12 protein-coding genes and 1 pseudogene are annotated in these 16,889 nt (G+C 62.5%); 6 read left to right on the top strand and 7 right to left on the bottom strand.

Features of this window, described 5'->3' with window-relative positions; genetic code table 11:
* Positions 1-165: 165 nt before the first annotated feature.
* The 4 genes from L0C21_RS15860 to glk form a co-directional block, all read right to left on the bottom strand.
* Complete coding sequence (locus L0C21_RS15860; RefSeq protein ID WP_259279381.1) at positions 166-1,332, bottom strand: DJ-1/PfpI family protein; 1,167 nt, start codon at positions 1,330-1,332, stop codon at positions 166-168.
* 45 nt (positions 1,333-1,377) lie between these two features.
* On the bottom strand, positions 1,378-1,857 hold the full coding sequence (locus tag L0C21_RS15855; RefSeq protein WP_259279380.1) for a hypothetical protein: 480 nt from the start codon (positions 1,855-1,857) through the stop codon (positions 1,378-1,380).
* Between the two features lie 3 nt (positions 1,858-1,860).
* Entirely contained in the window at positions 1,861-2,235 is a 375-nt protein-coding gene (locus L0C21_RS15850) for a DUF6152 family protein (RefSeq protein ID WP_259279379.1), read from the bottom strand.
* Positions 2,236-2,390: 155 nt separating this feature from the next.
* Positions 2,391-3,401, bottom strand: a complete 1,011-nt coding sequence (gene glk / locus L0C21_RS15845; protein ID WP_259279378.1) for a glucokinase — start codon at positions 3,399-3,401, stop codon at positions 2,391-2,393.
* A gap of 448 nt (positions 3,402-3,849) precedes the next feature.
* Here glk and L0C21_RS15840 point away from each other — a divergent pair.
* From L0C21_RS15840 to L0C21_RS15825, 4 genes and pseudogenes are all read left to right on the top strand, one after another.
* Positions 3,850-6,277, top strand: a pseudogene (locus L0C21_RS15840) (TonB-dependent receptor).
* A gap of 21 nt (positions 6,278-6,298) precedes the next feature.
* On the top strand, positions 6,299-7,876 hold the full coding sequence (locus tag L0C21_RS15835) for a tryptophan halogenase family protein (RefSeq protein WP_259279377.1): 1,578 nt from the start codon (positions 6,299-6,301) through the stop codon (positions 7,874-7,876).
* Positions 7,873-10,122 carry a beta-glucosidase gene (locus tag L0C21_RS15830; protein ID WP_374940276.1) on the top strand — a complete coding sequence of 750 codons (2,250 nt, stop codon included), beginning with the start codon at positions 7,873-7,875 and terminating at the stop codon, positions 10,120-10,122. Before L0C21_RS15835 ends, L0C21_RS15830 begins: the two co-directional genes overlap by 4 nt.
* 50 nt (positions 10,123-10,172) lie before the next feature.
* Complete coding sequence (locus tag L0C21_RS15825; protein WP_259279376.1) at positions 10,173-11,453, top strand: sugar MFS transporter; 1,281 nt, start codon at positions 10,173-10,175, stop codon at positions 11,451-11,453.
* 9 nt (positions 11,454-11,462) lie between these two features.
* Here L0C21_RS15825 and L0C21_RS15820 read toward each other — a convergent pair whose 3' ends face one another.
* Positions 11,463-12,836 carry an MFS transporter gene (locus L0C21_RS15820; RefSeq protein ID WP_259279375.1) on the bottom strand — a complete coding sequence of 458 codons (1,374 nt, stop codon included), beginning with the start codon at positions 12,834-12,836 and terminating at the stop codon, positions 11,463-11,465.
* 119 nt (positions 12,837-12,955) lie between these two features.
* Positions 12,956-13,399: an Lrp/AsnC family transcriptional regulator gene (locus L0C21_RS15815; RefSeq protein WP_259279374.1), complete on the bottom strand. Its 444-nt coding sequence runs from the start codon at positions 13,397-13,399 to the stop codon at positions 12,956-12,958.
* 134 nt (positions 13,400-13,533) lie between these two features.
* On the opposite strand from L0C21_RS15815, the gene alr reads away from it, so the two are divergent.
* Positions 13,534-14,643 (top strand): alanine racemase, encoded by a 1,110-nt coding sequence (gene alr / locus L0C21_RS15810; RefSeq protein WP_259279373.1) that lies wholly within the window; start codon positions 13,534-13,536, stop codon positions 14,641-14,643.
* A 33-nt stretch (positions 14,644-14,676) separates the two neighbouring features.
* Complete coding sequence (locus L0C21_RS15805; RefSeq protein WP_259279372.1) at positions 14,677-15,933, top strand: D-amino acid dehydrogenase; 1,257 nt, start codon at positions 14,677-14,679, stop codon at positions 15,931-15,933.
* Between the two features lie 88 nt (positions 15,934-16,021).
* On the opposite strand, the gene L0C21_RS15800 is transcribed toward L0C21_RS15805, so the two are convergent.
* Positions 16,022-16,828: a universal stress protein gene (locus L0C21_RS15800; RefSeq protein WP_259279371.1), complete on the bottom strand. Its 807-nt coding sequence runs from the start codon at positions 16,826-16,828 to the stop codon at positions 16,022-16,024.
* Positions 16,829-16,889: the final 61 nt, after the last annotated feature.

The following is a 16,889-nucleotide window of genomic DNA, read 5'->3' as shown; positions in this document are numbered from 1 at the left end:
AACGCCTGGCCCCCGCCCTTTAGCGCCTTAAGTTAAAGTTTTCTGAATATTTTTAAAAGATTTGTTACCATAGGTTGAAGAGAAGTCGGCAGCATGAGGAAGCAGTATTTTTTCGCACCTAAACGCAGCAGGCCCTGCTCCTTTCATGTTGATAATCCAGTCGTCCTAAGTTTCATTGGCCCATGACTGTGGGCTTTCCCTACTGTATTCCAGCTGCATGGCGACGAAATCAGCCGTTCGTTCACCATAGCGGGCAGCGATTGCGAGAAGTGCTTCGTCCAGAACCTGGGCGGGCTTTTGGCGGGCAACGAGCATGACCCGCTGTTTCCCAGGCCAGTCGATAAGGGCCCGATCGGGCAGGACAAGTAGACCATGACGGGTTGGCAGCACTCCAGCCGCAGAAGCGAGCGTCACCACGCTGGAGCGATAGGTGCGGGACCAGGCATCAGCGAGCAGGGCAAGCGACACTTCATCCGTGTCTGCTTCAAGCATCAGGCCAAGCCATTCATGCTTCCAGAAGCTGAGCCGGTTGCATATTGCCGTCAACGCGAACGGGCGCGCAAACTGAAAGGCGCTGCTGTCGTGGCGCGCGTCCCAGTCCGTAACGCCAAGATTTTCAGCGATAGCGCTGGCAAGCTCCCGCCCCGCAATGGCCTCGATCAAGGTGAGCGATAAGGGTATCGAGGCCGTGATGCCCGTTGTCGTCAACACGCCCCGATCCACCACCAATCGGCGGTCAGGAATGTAATGGATCGCAGGGTGCCTGGCGCGCATCGTATCCAGATAATACCAATGCGTCGTTGCCCATCTTCCATCAAGTAATCCTGCATTTGCGACAACCTTGGCCCCGGCACAAACGCCAATAATAGTCGCTCCCTTGCTCGATTGGTGCTTGATCCATCTCAGGATTGCCGGGTCATCATCGCGGCGCATAGCAGGAACGATCACATAATCAGCCCCTTCTGGATGTCTTGCATCGAAATGAGCAACCGTTGCCTGGGGCAGCACCTTGAGCGCCGGATAAAGCCTAATCGGCCCAGGCACCATGCCCAGCGCGATTACGTCGGCAACCCCAGCATGCCGGAGGATGCCGTAAGGCATTAGATAGTCCGTCGTCTCGCTGCCATCATTGGCTCCCAGGATGGCAATCAGCGGGCACGAGCGTTTTGGCGGCCTCAGTGCCGCGATCATAGTATCCTTTTCTGCCTGCTTGATCGGCGGTGCGATTCTGCTCTTCCGCCCAGGGGGCAAGGACAATAACCAGGCTGCGCCAGCACCTCCCGACAGCGCAATCATAGCTAAGCTGTACCGCAGCATCTGGCGATTATTCATAGTGCTCCCGGTAGTAGCTGCTTACAGGAAGGAAGCCCTTGACTATCAGTTATAGGCGATCAACCGCCCGAAGGTTGCAATTGCCAGCCATAGGCCAAGCGACAGGCCGGCCATGGCTCGGGCTGGTGACGGCACACCCCTGCTCCAACCTCCAACTTTGCGTCGCCAGAGTAGCTGGAACAGAATGGCATTGATGAGCGCAAGCGCGAGCAGAACCATTTTCCAGCGAAACGCGGCCGATCTGATCAGCGGTCCCGCATCAGCCGCGAATAGAAGAAAACCACTGGCGAGCAGCAACATAAGACCGGCAATTGCCAGGGGTGTTAGAAACCGCGCAAGCGGCATAAGTGGAATTCGCCTCCCTAGGCCGATGAGCCGCAGGTCGACAATCCCGATGCCGCCGATCAGCAGCACGAGCCCCAGCAAATGGACGAGGTTGGCGACCGGGTAGGCAACCGGCGAGCCTCGCACCCAAGCGCCAAGAGCAGAACTTTCGAGGGCGTGCGCTGCCGCCGTAAGATCCATCGCCTAGCGCAGCTCAACCGTCTTGCCGTTGACCGTGATCCGCTCCAGCCGCATTTCTGGCGTGCCGTCACTGCGCGGATAGCCTTCCAGCGTGGCTGTCACGCCATTTTTGAGCATGTCCTTGGTCAACCCCCGCGCCTCCATCCGGCTGATGGGCGCCAGTACCACCACCCAGGTTTCACCACTATAATCAACCTTGGCCTCAGCGTGCGGGTTACGCCAGACTACGTCCTGCAACTGTGCTGTAAGCGTAATAATCTTGCTGGCATCATAGGAACTCCAGCCATGGTGCGCCAAGGCAAGGTTGGGCACGCCAGAGGAGAGCCCCGCTGCGGTAAAGACGCCCAGGAAGATTCGCAGAGTAAAGCCATGTTTCATCACCGTGATCCCTGACCCAATGTTGCGATATTGATGCAACGCGGACGTTAAGCCAGGAACGAACCTGCCGGCGTGTCGGCTTCAAGAACATGGTAAGCACCACCTTAGTGAACCGCAACGCCCAGCCTTGACGATGAGACGGGGGGCCGAAAATCTCAGCGGCTGCCAAGCTGGTGGCGAAGCGCCGCCGCTGCACCCATCAGGCCGAGAGCAGGCTGGTCGATCAGCAGGGTGGGCACCTGGGCGAGCATGGCGGAGAAACGCCCCTTGTTTTCAAAACAGCGGCGAAAGCCGCCTCCTGCAAGCGCCTGTCGCATCGCGCCGAGCACACCGCCGGCCAGATAGACGCCATTCCAGGCCCCATACATCAGCGCCACGTCGCCCGCAAAGCTGCCGAGCATCTCGCAGAACAGTTCAACGGCCCGTGCGGCGCGCGGATCGGATATGGCGCGTGCGGTGACTTCGCTTGGCTCTATTTCCGTTCCGCAGTCTGCCAGCGCATCGTAAATATTGACGAGCCCCGCGCCGCAGAGCAGCCGTTCATAGGAGACGCGGCCATAGCGCTGGCGAAGCCGTAGAAGAATCCTGTCCTCCTCTTCGTTCGTTGGCGCGAAGGATACATGCCCACCTTCGGTTTCAAACACCGTTACCCGGCCATCGCGACCGCAGTGAATCGCGCCAACGCCAAGGCCCGTACCTGGACCGAGCACCACGGAGAGGCCATCTCGTCCCTTGTCAGGCCGACAGGCGCCAATCGGCACCAAATCAACATCTTCAAGACCGGGCAGAGCCCAACTGTTAGCCGCAAAATCGTTGATAGTATGAAGCTGCTCGAAACCCAGCGCATGCTGCGTTTCCTGGATAGAAAACTGCCAGTGACAGTTGGTCACCTGCACCCTGTCATCAACGGCAGGCCCTGCAACAGCGATCGACCCCAGGCGAACCGCACTATTGGGAGCAACTTCCTCAAGATAGGCCTGCGCCGCCTTGACAAGGGTTGGGAAGTCCGCAACGCGCCATTTCCGCAGGGCGGTAAGCTGCAGCGAGCCGGCAAGCGGCGCCAGGGCGAAGCGGGCATGGGTGCCGCCAATATCTCCAACAAGAATCAGACCAGCTGAGTCGGACACAGCAGCTTCAATGGCCGCAATCTGGGAAGAGCTGGTCAATGGCACCATCCAACTGTGTTAAAATTGCATCGCTTCGACGACAGCCATAAATAAGAGAGACATGGACAGCGCTGTCAATAATTTTTAAGACAATGGTTCGATGGGAGCTGAGCTTTTTGTCCTCAACCAGACGCCGTGCTCTATGCCTTAGGAGGCCGCGCGTCCTTACTTGGCGTTACCTGCAAACTAACGTCTCAGTCGTGAGCGGCATTGCTCGCCGACTCTTCCCGGTTCGCTCCCCAAAACAGTCATCCCAGCCGCTCCTCGGCTACAAAAAATCTTCTGAAGGGCCGCAATTTTAACAATCCCACCACGCTGAAGGGCGCAGTTTTCTCGCGTTTTCCGGCCACGACGGAAACGTAACAGAACGTCTTGACAGCGCTGTCTTAATCTGACAAAACTAATCACAAGCTCACCTAAATAGAGCAGAAATGGGGAGGAACAGCTAATGATGAGACACGCGCTTGTCGTGAGCACTGCGCTCGCGACCTCACTTTTCCTGAACGGCACGGCATCCGCACAATCCGCCCAGCAGGCGGATGGCGCCCAGGCCAACACGGCTGCCCTGACGCAGGATATCATCGTGACGGCAACTCGTCGCGAGACCAACCTGCAGAGCACGCCGCTCGCCGTTTCCGCCTTCAGCCAGGCAACGCTCGATCGTCAGCAGGTCAAGGACGTGACCGACCTGGCCCGCTTCGTGCCGAGCCTTCAGTTCAACCAACAGGGCGACCAGTCAGCTGTGCTGCTGACCCTGCGTGGTATCGGTAATGACAGCGCTTACACCGAAGTCGCAGACCCTGAAGTGGCAATCTACATCGACGGCATCTATTCGCCGCGCGCCCAGGGCGCCTCGGTGCTCATGTACGACATGGAGCGGGTCGAGGTTCTGCGCGGTCCGCAGGGCACGCTGTTCGGCCGCAACGCCACGGTTGGTGCGCTCAACATGGTCTCCGCCAAGCCGAAACTCGGCGAATTCAGCGGCAATGTCGAAGCGGTGGCTGGCAGCTACGATCGCCTCGGCATCCGTGGTGCGCTCAACATTCCGGTGACCGACACCCTTGCCTTCCGCGCCGCCTTTATCAGCGATCGCCACGATGGCTACGCCGACTACCAGGAAGCGCCGGATATCATCGGCGTCGACCGCTCGGCATTCGTGACCACCGGCAAGAAATACTACGCAGCCAGCCAGCAGTCCGCCCGCCTGAGCATGCTGTGGCAGCCCAGCAACCAGTTCGCCTGGAATCTGAGCGCCGAGGGCTATCTCGATAACGGCGCACCGGTGATCGGCCTTCTTCAGAACCCGCGCCCCGGCACCAAGCGTTGGTCAACCCTGGCTGACACCGCGCCGGACACCGACCGCTACTCGGTCGCCGTGCGGAGCACCATGGATTATGACATTACCGACAGCATCCAGGTCAGCTACATCGCCGGCTGGTCGCGGATCGGCGGTAGCACGCAGACCGACGCCGACGCGGGCGCATTGCCACCGACCAGCAACGACCTGCCGGTGGGTGCCTTTGGTGAAAACCGCACGCTCAGCTCGCGCTACGAGTTCCAGAGCCACGAGCTTCAACTGAAGTCGACCGGCGAGCAGACGGTGGACTGGATTCTCGGCGCTTACTACAGCCATGAGAAAAACCGCATCCGCTTCGATATTGACCAGCGCAACGGCTATCGCAACGGCACCTTCAGCTGGGCGGGTAGCTTCATCCAGGGCAACCGCCAGATCGACTCCCGTGCCGTGTTCGGCCAAGCCACCTGGAATATCACGGACGCCCTGCGCTTTACCGGCGGCCTGCGCTACACGCACGACAAGAAGGAAGACATCGGCGGCCGCAACGTCACCTTCTCGGGTTGCCCGGATACGCTTCCGGCCGCAGCCTGCCAAGGCGGCATCTTCGGGGCCTATCCGGATGTCAGCGCCGAAGAACTGGTCACGCTGCTGCCGGGCTTCAGCATCTCGAACAACGACGTAAAGGGTACGTGGAACAAGACCACGTGGCTCGCACGCGTCGATGCCGATCTTGCTGAGGACATCCTCGGCTATGCCAGCGTCAGCACTGGCTTCAAGTCGGGCAACATTCAGGACAACGCACAGCTGACCGATCCTGAGACGTTGACCAACTACGAAGTCGGCCTGAAGTCTCGCTTCTTCGATCGCCGCATTACTTTGAACCTGGCCGCCTACTATTCCGACTTCAAGGGATACCAGGTGAACCAGGCGGTGACCTTCCGCGATCCGCAGGGCAATGTCATCTCCAGCCAGCTGGTCACCCAGAACGCCGAAGGCGCCAAGGCCCTACGGCATCGAGGCCGAGCTGACGGCGAACATTACCGACAACGACCGCCTGCAATTCTCGGGCACGGTGCAGAAGACCAAGCTCGACGAGCTGGAAAGCGTCGACGGGCGCCTCTACAACTCATCGCTCGAATCCTCGATCGTCCAATTGAAAGGCAACGAACTGGCGCACGCGCCGCGGTTCTCGGCTACGGCATCGTACGAGCACGACTTCGTTCTGCCAAACGGCGGCATAATCACGCCGCGCTTTACCACCCACTACGAGACGAAGAGCTGGCTCAGCTATTTCAATGGCGACAGCAATCCGTTCGTAAACGCGAACGTGGATAATATCGAGCGCGGCACATGGGGAACGGACTGGGACCGTCAGAAAGCCTACTTCCGCTCCGACTTCTCGATCCGCTACCAGGCCCCGAATAACGAATACATGATCGAGGCCTTCGTACAGAACATCGAGAACGCTCACATCCGGACCAGCGCCGGCGCCTTCGGCGCACCGCGCTACGATCCGGTGTTCCTGTCGAACCTCCAGCCGCCCCGCACCTGGGGTGTCCGCGCCAAAGCTAACTTCTAACGGCGCGGAAAGGCGAAAATCATGACGACGGCACGTCCTCCCCGCCGTATCGTCATTCTGGGTGGCGGCACAGCCGGCTGGCTGGCCGCCGCCTACTTCGCACGCACGCTGAAGCAGGGCGCTGCCATCACGCTCGTGGAATCGAGCGAAATCGGCACGATCGGCGTCGGCGAAGGCACCTTCCCGACCATCCGCTCAACGCTTGCGGCGCTCGACGTGCGCGAGGCGGATTTTATCCGGGCGAGCAGCGCTACTTTCAAGCAAGGGGTGCTGTTCGAGGGGTGGGCGCGCGAACCGAATGACGGCGTGCGGGACTCCTATTTTCATCCCTTTAATTTTCCATTCGGCGGTTCGGAACCTGGGCTTCTCCCATATTGGATCGCCGATAATCGGGCAGAGCGGGCTGCCTTTGCCGATGCGGTGACGGTGCAGGAGCAGCTGATCCGTGCCGGTCGGGGGCCCAAGCGCCCCGAAGATCCGGATTTTTCCGGGCCCATGAATTATGCTTACCACTTCGATGCCGCCCGATTTTCCGGATTCCTGCGCGATGTCGCCACGGCGAGCGGCGCGATCCGACATGAGGGGACCGTGGTTGCGGTGGAGCGCGCTGACAACGGCGATATTTTCGCTTTGCTGCTTGCAGATGGCCGCCGGGTGGAAGGCGATTTCTTCATCGATTGCTCGGGATTTCGCGCCCGCCTGATCGGCGAGGAACTGGGCGCACGGTTCATTCCCTGCGGTGACACTCTGTTCAACGACCGCGCGCTAGCGGTGCAAGTCCCCTACCATGCGCCCGATACGCCGGTGCGACCCTACACGCTGGCCACCGCCCATGAGGCGGGCTGGACCTGGGATATCGGCCTCGATAACCGGCGCGGCGTCGGTTACGTATACTCAAGCCGCCACAGCACGGACGAGGCCGCCGAGGCGGTTCTGCACCGTTACGTCGGTAAGGAGATGGAAGGCCTTTCCCCCCGGCTGCTGAAATTTGCCACCGGCTACCGCGATCGGCAATGGATCGGCAATTGCGCCGCAGTCGGCCTGTCCGCCGGATTTTTTGAGCCGCTGGAGTCGACCGGCATCATGCTGATCGAAAGCGCACTCTCCATGCTCGGCGATTTTCTTACCACAGGAGATCGCAATACGCGGGAAGCCGTCGCCCGGCGTTTCAACCGGCTCATGCTGGGGCGGTTCGAGCGCATCGTCGCCTTCCTGAAATTGCATTATTGCATCAGCCAACGGCGCGACACGACCTACTGGCGCGACAACACGGACGCGGTTTCTATTCCCGGAGACCTGCACGATTTACTGATGGAGTGGCGGTATCGCCCGCCGTCCCGGTTTGATTTCATTGTCGATCTCGAGACCTTCCTGCCGCCAAGCTATCACTACATCCTCTACGGCATGGGCTTCAGAACCGAGCTGCAAGGCCTCACGCCCTATCCTGACACTGCAGCAGCACAGGCCGCCTTCTCCAAGGTTCGTGCAGCCGGCCAGCAGGCGCTTGCCCACCTGCCCGATCACCGGACCCTCCTCAATACCTATTACCGGCAATCCGCCACGCCCGTCCGCATGACTGGAATGAAAGGAATTTCATGAAAACCGCACATCTTCTGGCCCGTCCTGTCATGCTCACCACCGCGGCGCTGCTCATCGCCACCACGCTTCCGGCTCAGGCCGAACAGCAGGTCAACGCCGCCGCCCGTGCCGATGCGCTGGTGAAGGAGATGACACGCGAGGAAAAGCTGCAACTGGTCCACGGCTTCTTCCCGCCCATGGCGACCGGCAAGCCCGGCGCGCCGACGGATATGATCCCCTCCGCCGGACATATTCCCGGCATTCCCCGGCTCGGTATTCCGACGCTGCGCGAGAGCGACGCCAGCCTCGGCGTCGCCAATCAGGTGGAGCAGCGCAAGGGCGATGTGGCAACCGCGCTCCCGGCCGGGCTGGCGACCGCCGCCAGCTTCGATCCCACGATCGCCTATCAAGGCGGGGCGATGATCGGCCTTGAGGCCAGGGCCAAGCGGTTCAACGTGTTGCTGGCGGGCGGCGTCAACCTGACCCGCGATCCGTGGAACGGCCGCAATTTCGAATATCTGGGCGAGGACCCGCTGCTGGCCGGAGTCATGGCAGGCGAGGCGATCCGCGGCGTGCAGAGCAACCACATCGTCTCCACCATCAAGCACTTCGCGCTGAACGCGCAGGAGACGGGCCGCATGGTGCTGAATGCACGCATCGACGAGGCGGCGTTGCGGGAGAGCGACCTGCTCGCCTTCCAGATTGCCATCGAGCGGGGCAATCCCGGCTCGGTGATGTGCGCCTACAACAAGGTCAACGGCGACTGGGCGTGCGAGAACAAATTCCTTCTGACCGATGTGCTGCGGCGCGATTGGAACTATAAGGGCTGGGTGATGTCCGACTGGGGCGGCGTCCACTCGACCGAAAAAGCAGCACTCGCCGGGCTCGACCAGGAGTCGGGCCAGGAACTGGACAAGCAGATCTATTTTGGCGAGCCGCTGGCGAAAGCCATCGAGAAAGGCGCAGTGCCCGCCGCGCGCCTTGACGAAATGGTGCGGCGCATTCTGACAGGCGTCATCGAAAACGGCCTCCTCGAAAACCCGATGCCGGACGCGCCCCAGCCCATTAATTATGACCGCAACGCGCTTGTCGCCCAGAAAGCGGCGGAAGCGGGCATCGTCCTCCTAAAGAACAAGGACTCCCTGCTGCCGCTTGCCAAGGCGGCCAAGCGCGTCGTGGTAATCGGCGGTCATGCTGATGTGGGCGTGCTCTCGGGCGGCGGCTCGTCGCAGGTACGCTCGGTCGGCGGCGCCCCCATCGAAATTCCGCTGAAGAGCGGCCCCGCCGCGTCCTTTGCCCGCGTTACCTATCACGCCTCCTCACCGCTGAAGGCCCTTCAGGCCGAAGCGCCGGATGCCGAGATTACCTATGTAGACGGCAGCAATCCCGCAGCTGCTGCCGCGGCAGCAAAAGCCGCCGATATCGCCATCGTCTTCGCCACCCAGTGGCAGACCGAAGCGCAGGATGCGGAGAATCTGGTGCTGCCCGACAATCAGGACGCGCTCATCGAGGCGGTTGCCGCCTCCAACGCGCGCACGGTCGTGGTGCTGGAGACCGGCGGGCCGGTACTGATGCCGTGGGCCGACAAGGTGGGCGCGATTTTAGAAGCCTGGTATCCGGGCCAGCGCGGCGGCGAGGCCATCGCTCGTATTCTGACCGGCAAGATCAATCCGTCCGGCCGGCTGCCGATCACCTTCCCGCGTGAGGCCGCGCAGCCGCCGCGGCCCGAGCCGGTGGGCCTTGCCCAGTTCAAGGCCGCGGAAGCCGCAACCGCCGCAGCCAACCCGGGCGGTGGCTCCAACGCCGAGGTGCAGTCCTTCCCGGTCGATTACGTGGAGGGCAGCAATGTGGGCTATCGCTGGTATGAGGCGAAGGGGCTGAAGCCTCTGTTCCCCTTCGGCTACGGGCTTTCCTACACGCAGTTCACCTACGGCAATCTGGAGGTGAAGGGCGGCGATACCGTGACGGTGAGCTTCGATGTAACGAACGCGGGCAAGCGTTCGGGCGCGGACGTGCCCCAACTCTATGTGAAGGGTGCAGACGGCAAGCCTGCCCGGCTGGCGGGCTGGCAGCGGGTTGGCCTTCAGCCGGGCGAGACCCGGCGGGTGACGATCACTGCCGAGCCGCGCATCCTGGCCAACTGGAGCACCGACGCCCACGGCTGGCAGATCACACCGGGGCGTTACCAGGTGACGATCGGTCGTTTTGCCGGCGACAGCACTCTGTCGGCCGATACGACACTCTCTGGGCGGCAGATGAAACCCTGACGCCGCCTGCCCTTCGTGCCCTTTCATCCCTTTGACCTGATGAGTCCATCATGCATGCCGATGCCGCCGCTTTGAAACCAACCGACACCACCGCGCGCGGCATCGACGCGCCGGACTTGCGGGTGTTCGTCTTCGCCCTGTTTTTCATCTTCGGCGGCATCACCAGCCTGAATGATGTCATCATCCCCAAGCTCAAGGAGTTGTTCACGCTCTCCTACGCACAGGCGATGCTGGTGCAGTCGGCGTTCTTTGCCGCCTATTTCATCATCTCGATCCCGGCGGCGGCCATCGTACGGCGTGCCGGTTACATGCGAACCGCTGCCTTCGGGCTCCTCACGATCATGGTAGGCTGCCTCCTGTTCATACCGGCCTCCCGCTCGAGCCTGTTCAGCGTCTTCCTCATCGCGGTGTTCGTGCTGGCTGCGGGCATCACCATCGTCCAGGTGGTCGCCAACCCGCTGATCTCGCTGCTGGGCCCGCCGGAGACGGCCCACAGCCGCCTCACCTTTGGGCAGGCGTTCAACTCGCTCGGCACCACGATCTTCCCCTATGTCGGCTCCATCCTGATCCTCGGCAGTCTTGCAACCGTTGACCCGGCAACGCTCACGGGCGCGGCGCTCGACGCTTACCGCACGCAGGAAACCCACGTAGTGGTTCGCACCTATCTGGGTCTTGCCGTCGTTCTCCTTGTGGTCGCCGCCGTCATCTGGTTGCGCCGCAACCGGCTGAAGGAGGAGCACGCCACCCAGACCAGCATTTTTCATGCGTTCGACCTCATGAAGCGGCCCCGCTTCGGCTTCGGCGCGCTATCCATCTTCCTCTATGTGGGGGCGGAGGTCGCCATCGGCTCGCTGATCGTCAACTACCTGATGCTGTCCGACGTCATGGGCCTTGGCGAGCAGGCGGCGGGCAAGCATGTCGCCTTCTATTGGGGCGGCGCGCTCATCGGGCGGTTCATCGGCGCGTTCCTGCTGCGGGTGTTCTCGCCGGGCAAGGTGCTGGCGACCGCCGCGCTCGGCTCGATCACGCTGATCCTCGTTTCCATAAACAGCATCGGCGCAGTTGCAGGCTGGGCACTCCTGGCCGTCGGCCTGATGAACTCGATTATGTTCCCGACCATCTTCAGCCTCGCCTGCGAGGGACTGGGCAAGCGCGCCGCCGAAGGTTCGGGCATCCTTTGCGTCGCCATCGTCGGCGGGGCGATCATCCCGCCGCTGACCGGCCACATCGCCGACCTCACCAGCCTTCAGTTCGCGCTCACCCTGCCCGCGGTCTGCTACGGTATCATCGCCGCCTTCGGCCTCTACGCCCGAAAGCCTGCCCACACCTGAAGCCGCGCATTACCGGATCGAGGGACGCAAGCGGGCAAGGCTGCATACGCCGGCTACCAACGCCAACCCGGCAGCAACCAAGGCGGGAACCTTGCCCGCGCCGACACCAACCGCCAGCAACGCCGAGGCGAGCGTCGCGCCCCCGGTCTGACCGACCATCCGCGTGGTCGCAATCAGGCCGCCAGCGGCAGCGGCCCGCTCAATGGGCGCGGAGCCAACGATAAGTCGGGCATTGGGTGATAAGAACATGGCAAAGCCCATGCTCGCCAGCGACATGCGCCAGCTCATCTCGAACCAGTTCAGCTGCTCCGGCAGGAAGGCGATACAGAGAAGGCCCGCAACGGCGATGGCCATGCCGATGCCGCCCAGAAGGCCCGCCGGGTAGCGGTCGGACAGCCACCCAGCCAGGGGGGCGATCACCATCATGGTCAGCGGCCACGGCGCGATGACTGCGCCGACTTCCGACGGGCTCATGCCGTAGCCGTGCTGCAACCGGAACGGCAGGGTGACGAACACCGCCATGGTCGCCAGAAACGCCAGGAACGCCCCGGTTGTCGAGAGCGCCAGTACCGGCTGACGCAGGAGGTCGACCGGCAAAATCGGCTTGGCCTCGCCCTGCTGCCGCCGGATGAAGAGAACGGCGACCACGATACCGGCCGCGACCATCGCGCCGGAGACAACAGGGCTGTCGCCATGGACCCCGCTTTCAATGCCGCCGATCACCAGTCCGAAGGTGAGAGCACAGAGCACCGCGCCCAGCACGTCATAGGGCTCGGACCGGGACGCAACATCCGGCAATGCCCGGCCGAATGCCAGGCTCAGCAGCGCGAATGGCACCGCGCTTGCGAACACCCAGGGCCAAGGCGCGATGGCGAGCACGAGGCCGCCAAGTGTCGGCGCAAGCGCCGCTGAGATCGCCACGATGACCGAGTTGATGCCCATACCCCGCCCAAGCTGACTGGATGGATAGACAGAGCGGATCAAGGCCGATGACACGCTGAGCACAGCGGCTGCCCCCACCGACTGCGCGGCGCGCACGATGAGAAGGAACGGCAGGCTCTTTGCGAAGAAGCAGAGGATGGTCGCCACGGTGAAGACCAGCTGGCCGATCTGGAACAAGCGCTTAAGGCCGATCCGCTCGCCCAGCCCTGAGAACGGCAGCAATAGCATCACCAGAACCAACTGGTAGACCGTCACTACGCCAACGACCTCGGCGCTTCCCACCCCGAGATCATGGGCGATGGTGGGCAGCGCCACATTGGCGACGGTCCCGTCGAGCACCACCAGCGCCGTACCACAGGAAATGGCCGCGATGGCGTGGAGACGACGCGGCAGCGGCAGGCCCGACTGGTTTTCCGGCTGGGGGCTGACCGTTTGCTTCACCAGAGTTTCCTTAATCCGAACTGCTCCACAACGACCAACGGCGCTTGCCGCCACACGGCCCGGCAAGCCGGCCGAGGCCCCCTCTGGATAACACCCCCGAAACAGCCGCCCACGCCTTTTCAGGTCGCCAGCACGCTGCGGATGGCAAGACTTGAGTTGATACGCACCACGCCCGGCAGACGGGAGAGAATTTCCTTGTGAATGACCTCATAGGCGGCCGGGCTGTCGGCCACGGTGCGGAGGATATAGTCCTCGTCCCCGGTCATCAGAAAGCACTCGACGATCTCCGGGTGACGCCGCACGGCGGCCTCAAAGCGGTTGAGATAATCCTCGGTCTGTTTTTCGAGCGTGATACGCACGATGGCGGTCAGCGCTCCGGCTACCTCGGGCTCCGCCACTACCGCCGTGTAGCCCAGAATGACGCCCGCCTGCTCCAGCAGACGCACCCGCCTGAGGCAAGCCGAGGCAGAAAGACCCACCGCCGCTGCCAGCTCATTGTTAGGGATTCGGCCATTGCCGCGCAGTACGCCTAAGATCTTCCGGTCGATCGCGTCCAGCTTCATCGCATAATGTTCCAATGGATCCGCATTTTATGCGAATTGTCACGCAAGTGGCGCATCTTATAGCGCTGATTGGCAGCTTATTCGAAGAAATTTCATCTATCTTCCTGTCCTCGAGTTTGAGCCGAGTCAGGGCAATGCAAAGCACGTGGACCGGAGGCGCAGCCGCCCTCCTTACGATCGACCTGAAAGCGCTATGCGTCAACTACCGCGCCATCGCCCGGCAGGTGGCTCCCGCCCAGGCGGCGGCCGTCGTCAAGGCCGATGCCTACGGCCTTGGGGCCGACCGGGTGGCCCCGGCACTGGCCGCCGCCGGATGCCGCAACTTCTTCGTCGCCCACCTGTCGGAAGCCGTTGCCCTGCGCCCGCTGCTGCCCGAAGACGCCCGCCTGTTCATTCTCAACGGCCTCATGCCCGGAGCGGAAGACCTGTGTGCCGAGGCGGGAGCCATTCCGGTTCTGAATGGGCTGGATCAGGCCCGCGCCTGGGTCGCCCTGTGCAAGGCAAGAGGCCAACGGCTGCCCGCCGTGCTGCAGGTGGACAGCGGCATGTCCCGCCTCGGCCTTGCGGCCGCTGACATCGACACGCTGCTGAGGGAAATCGACCTGGAGCGCGATTTCGACCTCACCCTCGTGATGAGCCATCTTGCCTGCGGCGACGAGCCCGAGCATGACGCCAACCCGGACCAGCTCGCCCGGTTCGAGGCTTTGACGGCGCGGCTGCCGAGGGCCCCGCGCTCCTTTGCCAACTCGGGCGGATCATTCCTCACCCCCGCCTTCGGTTTCGATCTGGTGCGCCCCGGCGTCTCGCTTTACGGCGTGGCGCCGCACGCGGGGCTGCCCTCACCCATCCAGCCGGTGGTGCGGCTGGAAGCCCGCATCATTCAGGTGCGGAGCATTCCTGCGGGTCAGGGGGTCGGCTACGGCCTCACCTACGCCCCCGATAAACCGGCGCGCATTGCCACTATTGGCGTCGGCTATGCGGACGGCTGGCCACGCCACCTGAGCAACCGGGGCGCGGCCTACTACGGCAATACCCGCCTGCCCATCGCGGGCCGCGTCTCCATGGACAGCATGACGCTCGACGTGACAGCGCTTCCCGAAGGCACGCTGACCTATGGCGACACGGTAGAGTTGATCGGCCCTCACCAGCCACTGGAGGCCGTGGCGGCGGACGCCGGCACCATCGCTTATGAAATCCTGACCAGCCTCGGCCATCGCTACGCGCGGGTCTGGATCGGCGAATAACCAGACACAGCATCTGATTGCAGGATACCGACCATGCATGTTGCAGTTCTCGGCAGTGGCGTTATCGGCGTAACCACCGCCTGGTATCTGATGAAGGCCGGGCACACGGTCACGGTGATCGACCGCCAGCCAGGTCCGGCGAATGAGACCAGCTTCGCCAATGCGGGCCAGGTTTCCCCCGGCTATTCCTCGCCCTGGGCCGCGCCCGGCATTCCAGTGAAGGCGATCAAGTGGCTGATGATGGAGCACGCCCCGCTCATCCTCCGCCCCAATGCCGATCCGGCCATGTACGCCTGGCTCTTTGCTATGCTGCGGAATTGTACCTCGGCCCGCTATGCGGTGAACAAGGCCCGCATGGTACGGCTGGCCGAGTTCAGCCGTGACGAGTTGATCCGCCTGCGGAAGGACACCGGCATCGAGTACGACGGGCGCGCGCAGGGCACCCTGCAGCTATTCCGCACGCAGGAGCAGCTGGACGGTATCGGCAAGGATATCGAGGTACTGCGCGCGGGCGGCGTCCCCTTCGAGGTGCTGGACCGCGCAGGCTGCATCGCCGTTGAGCCGGGCCTTGCCCATGCGCGCGACCCGTTCGTGGGCGGCCTGCGCCTGCCTAACGATGAAACCGGCGATTGCTTCAAGTTCACCAATGCGCTCGCCACCATGGCGGCGGCCGGGGGCGTCACCTTCCTGTATGACACGCTCATTCACCGACTGGTAACCTCGGGCGGCAAAATCGCGAAAGTAGAAACCAGCCGGGGCGACGTGACGGCAGACGCCTATGTGGTGGCGATGGGCAGCTACTCGCCCTTCCTCGTCAAGCCACTGGGGATGAAACTGCCGGTCTATCCGGTGAAGGGCTATTCGATTACCGTGCCGATCGTGGAGGCCACCCGCGCGCCCGAATCCACTCTGCTCGATGAAAGCTTCAAGATCGCCATCACCCGACTGGGCGACCGCATCCGCGTGGGCGGCATGGCCGAGGTCTCCGGCTTCACCAACGACCTGCCGGAGCGGCGGCGGCGCACGCTTGAGATGTCGGCCGACAGCCTGTTCCCCGGCGCGGGTGACCTCAGCGCCGCCAAATACTGGACCGGCCTTCGGCCTATGACGCCCGACAGCACGCCCGTTATCGGCACGACGCCGCTGCCCAACCTCTACCTCAACACCGGCCACGGCACGCTGGGGTGGACCATGGCCTGTGGCTCGGGCAGCGTGCTGGCCGATATCATCTCCGGCAGGACGCCCGCAATCGAGACCGCCGACCTTGGCATAGCGCGTTACGCTGCCTGAGAAAGCCACGCCCGGTGGGCTTACTACGGCAGTGCTGGGGTAGTGTTCCCGCCAGCGACAAGCGAGCACAGTTGGCCAAAGAGAAACGTCAGTGCGCCAACAAGAGCGGGACTGGGCAATTTCTCAGCATCTCGCGGGTGACGCCGCCCAGCAGGAATTCCCGCGCCCGCCCGTGGCCGTAAGCGCCCATGACCACGCAGGCGGCGCGATGGGCATGGACCGTCTCAATGAGCACGGTACTTACCGGATGGATGGTGGCCGGAACGGTGAGAATGTCTGATTGCAGCTTATGATGGGCAAGATACGCCTTCGCCTGTGCGGCAGTGATCTCGGGCCGCTCGCCTTCCACCGTGACAATCAGAATGGAGGAAGCGCAGCGTAGCGGCTCAAGCGCACTGCGGACAGCATAGGCGCACTGGGGGCTGCCGTCCCACGCGATAATAACCGGCCTGGCAATGCTAAACATCGGATCACGGCTGGGCACAGCAAGAACAGGAACCCGTACGCGTGGCAACAGTTCGTCGGCCGACGGAATCATCCTGTTTAATGCGGATGGTTGGCGCTCCGCGCTAAAAACAATCACATCGACCAGCCGTGACTGTTCAATGACTGATTGGACGATATCTCCATCAAAACTGTGGTATTCCCAACTGGCCCCTGCCGCAGTCATTTTCTGCCGCGTGGCATCCCGCAGCATCTCCTTATGACGCTCCACATCCTCCGCCCGATCCGCCAGCATTTTGGCAGTACCGAATGAGCCACTGGCCACCAGAGCATTGGGCGACATGACCTGGATGCAATTGATGTGCCCGCCACAGACGCGAACCAACTCCAAAGTCACCCCGACGCGCAGATCCGTTGCGCGGTCTTCATCGATGAACAGCAGAACGTCCATTCCCTTCCGGCTCCGACCCTGGCGAAAATTCCGGCATGGCTTCGCACAGTGATCGCCGGAG

This window comes from Pedomonas mirosovicensis (assembly GCF_022569295.1).
Taxonomy (GTDB): domain Bacteria; phylum Pseudomonadota; class Alphaproteobacteria; order Sphingomonadales; family Sphingomonadaceae; genus Pedomonas; species Pedomonas mirosovicensis.
Note: the sequence above shows the minus strand (reverse complement) of the source record. Positions and strands in the feature narration are given on the sequence as shown.

Bases quoted from the DNA above. Each gene is read 5' to 3' on its own strand.
- L0C21_RS15860 (WP_259279381.1), bottom strand. From the start codon at position 1,332: ATGAATAATCGCCAGATGCTGCGGTACAGCTTAGCTATGATTGCGCTG.
- L0C21_RS15850 (WP_259279379.1), bottom strand. From the start codon at position 2,235: ATGAAACATGGCTTTACTCTGCGAATCTTCCTGGGCGTCTTTACCGCA.
- L0C21_RS15805 (WP_259279372.1), top strand. From the start codon at position 14,677: ATGCATGTTGCAGTTCTCGGCAGTGGCGTTATCGGCGTAACCACCGCC.
- L0C21_RS15855 (WP_259279380.1), bottom strand. From the start codon at position 1,857: ATGGATCTTACGGCGGCAGCGCACGCCCTCGAAAGTTCTGCTCTTGGC.
- L0C21_RS15835 (WP_259279377.1), top strand. From the start codon at position 6,299: ATGACGACGGCACGTCCTCCCCGCCGTATCGTCATTCTGGGTGGCGGC.
- L0C21_RS15830 (WP_374940276.1), top strand. From the start codon at position 7,873: ATGAAAACCGCACATCTTCTGGCCCGTCCTGTCATGCTCACCACCGCG.
- alr (WP_259279373.1), top strand. From the start codon at position 13,534: ATGCAAAGCACGTGGACCGGAGGCGCAGCCGCCCTCCTTACGATCGAC.
- L0C21_RS15800 (WP_259279371.1), bottom strand. From the start codon at position 16,828: ATGGACGTTCTGCTGTTCATCGATGAAGACCGCGCAACGGATCTGCGC.
- L0C21_RS15815 (WP_259279374.1), bottom strand. From the start codon at position 13,399: ATGAAGCTGGACGCGATCGACCGGAAGATCTTAGGCGTACTGCGCGGC.
- L0C21_RS15825 (WP_259279376.1), top strand. From the start codon at position 10,173: ATGCATGCCGATGCCGCCGCTTTGAAACCAACCGACACCACCGCGCGC.